Below are 1,068 nucleotides of genomic sequence, written 5' to 3' on the forward strand. Positions count from 1 at the left end.
CGGTGCGGCGGCGGATCTCCTTGTTCAGCCGTTCCTGGGGGTTGTTCGACCAGATCTGACACTGTTGGCGAATTCTGGCGGTCAGGCTGCTGCTGCGGTTTGGAGCTTTTCGAGGTGGTGGCGGCGGCTGGTGGCTAGAGGGACGCCGGTGAGCCAGGCGTCGATGCGGGCGAGGTTGATGGCGGCTGCTGTCAGGACGTGCTGTAGGTGGGTCTTGGCCAGGCCGGGGTAGCGGGACCTGCGCAGTTGGAAGCCGCGCACTGCCTGGGAGATGGTGCCTTCGATGCCGGAGCGCAGCGCGTACTGCTGTTTCCAGGCTTGGGTGTGCTGAGCGGCCCGGTTGCGTTGCAGGGTCTGGTGGACTTCGCGTGCGTGGAGGGTGAGCTGGCGGGGTTCGCGCTTGGCGCGGGTGCATTTGGTCCTGACAGGGCAGGGCGTGCAGTCGGCCTTGGCGAAGTCGACGTGGATGGACTCCTCGCCGGCTTTGGTGCGCCAGGGAGCCCAATTGGTGGAGGTCTTGCCCTGGGGACAGGTGACCGTCTGGCTGTGCCAGTCGATGGAAAACCCCGAGCTGTCGAAGCCCTCGCGGGCTTTGGCCTGCCAGCTGCAGTCTTCCCGGGCGGGCCCGAACAGCTCGATGCCATAGCAGTTGCGGCTGGCCACGACGAGTTCGCCGCCGGTGTATCCCGAGTCGATCAGATGGATGTCCGGCAACAGCTCACGCTCAGCCAGCCTGGCGTGGATGAAGGGGATCAGTTCGTTGTCGGCGACCTGCGCGGCGGTGGTGGCGACATTCACCACCACATGCGGGACGTCCGGCTCACAGACCTCGGTCAGGTGAGTCTTGTAGCCGACCCAGCCGCTGCCGCGTTTGACGCCGTAGCGAGCGTCCTGGTCATAGGGCGAGGCCTGCCGCCCGCCCGACGAAGGAAGGTCCTTAGGGTCACGTCCAGGGGAGTGGTGTATGAGTTGATCTCTGCGTGATCCTGTTTCTGCAGGTTAAGCGGTGAGTGTGTGCGGGTGTGGGTTCTTGTGGGGTGTGTCGCCTGGGATGAGGCGGAGCCGGGT

At 65.4% G+C, this 1,068-nt stretch carries 1 protein-coding gene; it reads right to left on the reverse strand.

Translation table 11 applies throughout. The annotated features are described in order from the left end of the window. Positions 1–81: 81 nt before the first annotated feature. Complete coding sequence (locus tag ABGB17_RS38785; protein WP_347639390.1) at positions 82–966, reverse strand: transposase; 885 nt, start codon at positions 964–966, stop codon at positions 82–84. Positions 967–1,068 lie beyond the last annotated feature (102 nt).

The organism is Sphaerisporangium sp. B11E5, from assembly GCF_039871875.1.
GTDB lineage: Bacteria > Actinomycetota > Actinomycetes > Streptosporangiales > Streptosporangiaceae > Sphaerisporangium.